General features: G+C 73.1%; 5 protein-coding genes. All 5 read left to right on the forward strand.

Going from position 1 to position 6,813, the window contains the following annotated elements:
- Positions 1-327: 327 nt before the first annotated feature.
- Positions 328-702, forward strand: coding sequence for an MmcQ/YjbR family DNA-binding protein (locus ABZ951_RS33165; protein WP_344085749.1), 375 nt, complete (start codon positions 328-330; stop codon positions 700-702).
- Between the two features lie 156 nt (positions 703-858).
- Entirely contained in the window at positions 859-2,001 is a 1,143-nt protein-coding gene (locus tag ABZ951_RS33170) for a CaiB/BaiF CoA-transferase family protein (RefSeq protein WP_344085752.1), read from the forward strand.
- Positions 1,998-3,140: an acyl-CoA dehydrogenase family protein gene (locus tag ABZ951_RS33175; RefSeq protein WP_344085754.1), complete on the forward strand. Its 1,143-nt coding sequence runs from the start codon at positions 1,998-2,000 to the stop codon at positions 3,138-3,140. Before ABZ951_RS33170 ends, ABZ951_RS33175 begins: the two co-directional genes overlap by 4 nt.
- Positions 3,141-3,217: 77 nt before the next feature.
- A complete protein-coding gene (locus tag ABZ951_RS33180) occupies positions 3,218-4,432 on the forward strand; it encodes an acetyl-CoA C-acetyltransferase (RefSeq protein WP_344085757.1) in 1,215 nt (404 codons plus the stop codon).
- A gap of 41 nt (positions 4,433-4,473) precedes the next feature.
- Positions 4,474-6,639, forward strand: a complete 2,166-nt coding sequence (locus ABZ951_RS33185) for a 3-hydroxyacyl-CoA dehydrogenase NAD-binding domain-containing protein (RefSeq protein ID WP_344085760.1) — start codon at positions 4,474-4,476, stop codon at positions 6,637-6,639.
- Positions 6,640-6,813: the final 174 nt, after the last annotated feature.

Below are 6,813 nucleotides of genomic sequence, written 5' to 3' on the forward strand. Positions count from 1 at the left end.
CCGGGGGGGGGGCCCCCCCCCGGGGGGGGGGGGTGACCACAACCCCCCCCCCCAACCGGGGGGGGGCCCCCCCCGCGGGGCTGGTAGTGGCTGAGCTCAGCCACTACCAGCCCGTCCGGCGATTGAGGACGCGCCCGCAGGGCGCCCTCCGCCGCAGGCGGCAGAACAACGGCCCCGCCGCAGGCGACACGCGGCAACGACTGACCCGCAGCCCAAGACCCGCCGGACGGGCCGGCTGCCGCCACCCCGCGGCCCGGTACGGACTAGCGTGTACCGACCAGCACCGCACCCGGCCGCCCCCGGCGGCCCCCGCACCGGAGGACCACCATGGCGGCCACCCCCGCCCTCAAGGCGCGCACCGCGGTCCGCGCGTTCGCGCTCGGGCTCCCCGGAGCCGTCGAGGAGTTCCCCTGGGAGGACGACGCCGTCGTCAAGGTCAACAAGAAGATCTTCGTCTTCCTGGGGGCCGAGGGGAACACGCAGACGCCCGGGATCAGCATGAAGCTCAAGGACGAGGAGGCGCACGGGCACGCCCTCGCCGTCCCCGGCGCGGCGCCCACCGGGTACGGGCTGGGCCGGTCCGGCTGGGTCTCCGTCCCGCTGTCCGGCGGCACACCGGTGGAGCTGCTGTGCGACTGGGTCGAGGAGAGCTACCGCACCATCGCCCCCAAGAAGCTCGTCGCCCAGCTCGACGCCGGCTGACCGCGCCCCGGGCGGGGGGCCGCCCCGCCGGGCCAAGTGCCTTCGCGCGGGCGGAATTCCGCCCCTCCGGAGGGCGCCCACGGGGCTTGTGGAAACTGGAACCCGTTCTTAACATCACGAGTGTTACAGCACTTGTGTCATAAGACTGGGGGCCGGATGGCAGAGACACCGAACGGTCCGCTCACCGGCGTGCGGGTGGTCGAGCTGGCGGGCATCGGCCCGGGCCCGTTCGCCGCCATGCTCCTCGCCGACCTCGGCGCCGACGTCGTCCGCGTCGACCGGCCCGGCGGCCCCGGGCTGCACATCGACCCGGCCTTCGACCTCACCAACCGCAACAAGCGCTCCGTCCTCGTCGACCTCAAGTCCGTGGACGGGCCGGCCACCGTCCTCGACCTCGTGGAACGCGCCGACATCCTCCTGGAGGGCTACCGGCCCGGCGTCGCCGAGCGCCTGGGCGTCGGCCCCGGCCCCTGTCTGGCCCGCAACCCCCGGCTCGTCTACGGGCGGATGACCGGCTGGGGCCAGGACGGCCCGCTCGCCGACACCGCCGGACACGACCTCGCCTACATCGCCGTCACCGGCGCCCTGGGCCTGACCGGCCCCGCCGCCGGCCCCCCGTACGCCCCCGCCAACCTCCTCGGCGACTTCGCCGGCGGCTCCCTCTACCTCGTCGTCGGCGTCCTCGCCGCCCTCCAGCACGCCCGCGCGTCCGGCACCGGGCAGGTCGTCGACGCCGCCATCGTCGACGGCACCGCCCACCTCACCACCCTCCTGCACGGCATGCTCGCGGCCGGCGCCTGGCAGGACCGCCGCGAGGCCAACCTGCTGGACGGCGGCGCGCCCTTCTACGGCGTCTACGAGACGGCCGACGGCGGGCACATGGCCGTGGGCGCCCTGGAGCAACGGTTCTACACCGCGTTCCTGGACCGCCTCGGCCTGCCGGCCCCCGCGCCCGACCGCGACGACCCCGCCCGCTGGGACGCCCTGCGCAGCGCCATCGCCGCGCGCTTCCGGCAGCGCACCCGCGCCGAGTGGACGGCCGTCTTCGACGGCTCGGACGCCTGCGTCGCGCCCGTGATGTCCCTGCGCGAGGCCCCCGCCCACCCGCACCTCGCCGCCCGGGCCACCTTCACCGACGAGGGCGGCCTGACCCAGCCCGCCCCCGCCCCGCGCTTCTCCGCCACCCCCGGCTCCGTCCGCCGCCCGCCCGCGCGGCCCGGCGCGGACACCGCCGAGGTGGCCCACGACTGGGACGTCCGCAGCCTCGACCAGCCACAGCAGAAGGGCCCGCAAGGATGAAGCGCCGGATCTTCACCGCCGACCACGAAGCCTTCCGCGAGACGGTGCGGACCTTCCTCACCAAGGAGGTCACCCCGCACTACGCGCAGTGGGAGCGGGACGGCATCGTCTCCCGCGACGCCTGGCTGGCGGCGGGCCGCCAGGGCCTCCTCGGCCTCGCCGTCCCCGAGGAGTACGGCGGCGGGGGCAACACCGACTTCCGCTACAGCGTTGTCCTGACCGAGGAGTTCACCCGGGCGGGCGCCGCCGGGCTCGCCATCGGCCTGCACAACGACATCATCGGCCCGTACCTGACCGGCCTCGCCACCGAGGAGCAGAAGCGCCGCTGGCTGCCCGGCTTCTGCACCGGCGAGACGATCACCGCCATCGCCATGACCGAGCCGGGCGCGGGCTCCGATCTCCAGGGCATCCGCACCAGCGCCGAGGACCGCGGTGACCACTGGCTGCTCAACGGCTCCAAGACGTTCATCTCCAACGGCATCCTCGCCGACCTCGTCATCGTCGTCGCCAGGACCACCCCCGAGGGCGGGGCCAAGGGCCTCAGCCTGCTCGTCGTCGAACGCGGCACGCCGGGCTTCGAACGCGGCCGCAACCTCGACAAGATCGGCCAGAAGGCCCAGGACACCGCCGAGCTGTTCTTCCACGACGTCCGCGTGCCCAAGGAGAACCTCCTCGGCGAGCGGGACGGCGCGTTCGTCCACCTGATGACCCACCTCGCCCAGGAGCGCATGAACATCGCCGTCGCCGGCATCGCCGCGGCCGAGCACCTCCTGGAGCTCACCACGGCCTACGTCAAGGAGCGCGAGGCGTTCGGCCGGCCGCTCGCCAAGCTCCAGCACATCCGCTTCGAGATCGCCGAGATGGCCACCGAGTGCGCCGTCACCCGCGCCTTCCTCGACCGCTGCATCACCGACCACGCGGCCGGCGAGCTCGACGCCGTACACGCCTCGATGGCCAAGTGGTGGGCGACCGAGCTGCAAAAACGCGTGGCCGACCGCTGTCTGCAACTCCACGGCGGGTACGGCTATATGGCCGAGTACCCGGTGGCCAAGGCGTTCACCGACGGCCGGATCCAGACGATCTACGGTGGGACCACCGAGATCATGAAGGAGATCATCGGGCGTTCCCTCCTCGCCTGACGCCCGCCCCCGCCGCGGGAACGCCCCGCGCGAGCCCCCGCGAAGCCCTGTAGAGAGCCCTAGAAAGGCTGCTGACCTTGAGCACCGAAGCGTACGTCTACGACGCGATCCGCACCCCGCGCGGCCGTGGCAAGGCCAACGGCGCCTTGCACGGCACCAAGCCCGTCGACCTCGTCGTCGGCCTCATCCACGAGCTGCGCCGCCGCTTCCCGGGCCTGGACCCGGCCGCCGTCGACGACATCGTCCTCGGCGTCGTCAGCCCGCTCGGCGACCAGGGCTCCGACATCGCCCGCATCGCGGCCGTCGCCGCCGGCCTGCCCGACTCCGTCGCCGGCGTCCAGGAGAACCGCTTCTGTGCCTCCGGCCTGGAGGCCGTCAACCTCGCCGCGGCCAAGGTCCGCTCCGGCTGGGAGGATCTCGTCCTCGCCGGCGGCGTCGAGTCGATGTCCCGGGTGCCCATGGGCTCCGACGGCGGCGCCTGGTACGCGGACCCCATGACCAACTTCGAGACCGGCTTCATCCCCCAGGGCGTCGGCGCCGACCTCATCGCCACCCTCGGCGGCTTCACCCGCCGGGACGTCGACACCTTCGCCGCGCGCTCGCAGGAGCTGGCCGCCACCGCGCAGAAGGAGGGCCGCTTCGACCGCTCGGTCGTGCCCGTCCTCGACCGCAACGGCCTGGTCGTCCTCGACCGCGACGAGCACCTCCGCCCCGGCACCACCGTCGAGACCCTCGCCGGCCTGGCGCCCTCCTTCGCCGCCGTCGGCGACGCCGGCGGCTTCGACGCCGTGGCGCTGCAGAAGTACCACTGGGTGGAGAAGATCGACCACGTCCACCACGCCGGCAACTCCTCCGGCATCGTCGACGGCGCCGCCCTCGTCGCCATCGGCAACCGCGAGACCGGCGAGCGCTACGGCCTCACCCCCCGCGCCCGGATCGTCTCCGCCGCGGTCTCCGGCTCCGAGCCCACCATCATGCTCACCGGCCCCGCCCCCGCCACCCGCAAGGCCCTGGCCAAGGCCGGGCTGACCATCGACGACATCGACCTGATCGAGGTCAACGAGGCGTTCGCCGCCGTGGTGCTGCGCTTCGCCGAGGAGATGGGCACCGGCCTGGAGAAGATCAACGTCAACGGCGGGGCCATCGCCCTGGGCCACCCGCTCGGCGCCACCGGCGCCATGCTGCTGGGCACCCTCCTCGACGAGCTGGAGCGGCAGGACAAGCGCTACGGCCTGATCACCCTCTGCGTCGGCGGCGGCATGGGCGTCGCCACCGTCATCGAGCGCCTGTAGTACGCCGAGCCCGCACCGGAAACCCCCAGGAGACTTCGAACATGAGCGAGAGCAGCACCATCCGCTGGGAGCGGGACACCGACGGCGTCGTCACCCTCACCCTCGACGACCCCGGCCAGTCCGCCAACACCATGAACGCCGCGTTCAAGGCATCGCTCACCGCGGTCGCCGACCGGCTGGAGGCCGAGAAGGAATCCGTCCGCGGCGTCATCGTCACCTCGGCCAAGAAGACCTTCTTCGCCGGCGGCGACCTGCGCGAGCTGATCGCCGTCACCCCCGAGCACGCCCGCGAGGCGTTCGAATCCGGGCTGGCCATCAAGCGCGACCTGCGCCGCATCGAGACCCTCGGCGTGCCCGTCGTCGCCGCGATCAACGGTGCGGCCCTCGGCGGCGGTTACGAGATCGCCCTGGCCTGCCACCACCGCGTCGCCCTCGACACGCCCGGCACCCGCATCGGCCTGCCCGAGGTCACCCTCGGCCTGCTGCCCGCGGCCGGCGGCGTCACCCGCACCGTGCGCCTCCTCGGCATCACCGACGCCCTGCTGAAGGTCCTCCTCCAGGGCACCCGCTACAGCGCCCCCCGCGCCCTGGAAGCCGGTCTGATCCACGAGGTCGCGGCCACCGGCGACGAACTGCTCGCCAAGGCCCGCGCCTTCATCGACGCCCACCCCGAGTCCCGGCAGCCCTGGGACGAGAAGGGCTACCGCGTCCCCGGCGGCACCCCCGCCAGCCCGCGCTTCGCCGCCAACCTGCCCGCCTTCCCCGCCAACCTCAAGAAGCAGCTGGCCGGCGCCCCCTACCCGGCCCCCCGCAACATCATGGCCGCCGCCGTCGAGGGCTCCCAGGTCGACTTCGAGACCGCGCAGGTCATCGAGGCGCGCTACTTCACGGAGCTGGTCACCGGCCAGACCTCCAAGAACATGATCCAGGCGTTCTTCTTCGACCTCCAGGCCGTCAACGCGGGCGGCAGCCGCCCCGGCGACACCGCGCCCCGCAAGGTCACCAAGGCCGCGGTGCTCGGTGCGGGCATGATGGGCGCCGGCATCGCCTACGCCTGCGCCCGGGCGGGCATCGAGGTCGTCCTGAAGGACGTCACCACCGAGGCCGCCGAGAAGGGCAAGTCCTACTCCGCGGGCCTGCTGGAGAAGGCCGTCGCCAAGGGCCGGACGACCGAGGCCGAGCGCGACGCGCTGCTGGCCCGGATCACCCCCACCGCCGACATCGCCGACCTCGCGGGCTGCGACGCCGTCATCGAGGCCGTCTTCGAGGACCCGGCGCTCAAGCACAAGGTCTTCCAGGACGTCCAGCACGTCGTCGCGTCCGACGCCCTGCTGTGCTCCAACACCTCCACCCTGCCGATCACCCTGCTGGCGGAGGGCGTCGAGCGGGCCGCGGACTTCGTCGGCCTGCACTTCTTCTCACCCGTCGACAAGATGCCCCTGGTGGAGATCATCAAGGGCGAGCGGACCGGGGACGAGGCACTGGCCCGCGCCTTCGACCTGGTCCGTCAGATCAACAAGACGCCCATCGTCGTCAACGACTCCCGCGGCTTCTTCACCTCGCGCGTCATCGGCCGCTTCATCAACGAGGGCGTGGCGATGGTCGGCGAGGGCGTCGACCCCGCCTCGGTCGAGCAGGCCGCCGCCCAGGCCGGCTACCCGGCCAAGGTGCTGTCGCTGATGGACGAGCTGACCCTCACCCTGCCGCGGAAGATCCGCGAGGAGACCCGGCGCGCCGTGGAGGAGGCCGGCGGCACCTGGACCCCGCACCCCGCCGACGCGGTCATCGACCGGCTGGTCGACGACTTCGGCCGCACCGGCCGCAGCGGCGGCGCCGGCTTCTACGACTACGTGGACGGCAAGCGGGCGGGCCTCTGGCCGGGGCTGCGCGAGAACTTCGCCTCCGACAGCGCCCCCATCCCCTTCCGGGACATGCAGGAGCGGATGCTCTTCTCGGAGGCCCTGGACACCGTCCGCTGCCTGGAGGAAGGCGTCCTCACCTCCGTCGCCGACGCCAACATCGGCTCGATCCTCGGCATCGGCTTCCCCGGCTGGACCGGCGGCGCCCTGCAGTACATCAACGGCTACGAGGGCGGCCTGCCCGGCTTCGTAGCCCGTGCCCGCGAGCTCCAGGACGCCTACGGCGAGCGCTTCGCCCCGCCTGCGCTGCTGCTGGAGAAGGCGGACGGCGGGGAGACGTTCCGCTAGGGGATTGCCGGCACGTGTGGTGCGCCGGACGGGCTTTTCAGCCCGTCCGGCGCTTGAGGACAAGGCACAGCAGCCCGTCTGGGGGCACCTCCTGGGGGTCGAGCCCGTACCCGCCCTGCTCGACGGGCGTGGTCGACAGCTCCCAGGCGAAGGCGATCGCCTCTTCCTTGAAGT

Origin of the sequence: Streptomyces sp. NPDC046215 (assembly GCF_040646215.1) — a bacterium.
Classification (GTDB): Bacteria; Actinomycetota; Actinomycetes; order Streptomycetales; family Streptomycetaceae; genus Streptomyces; species Streptomyces stramineus.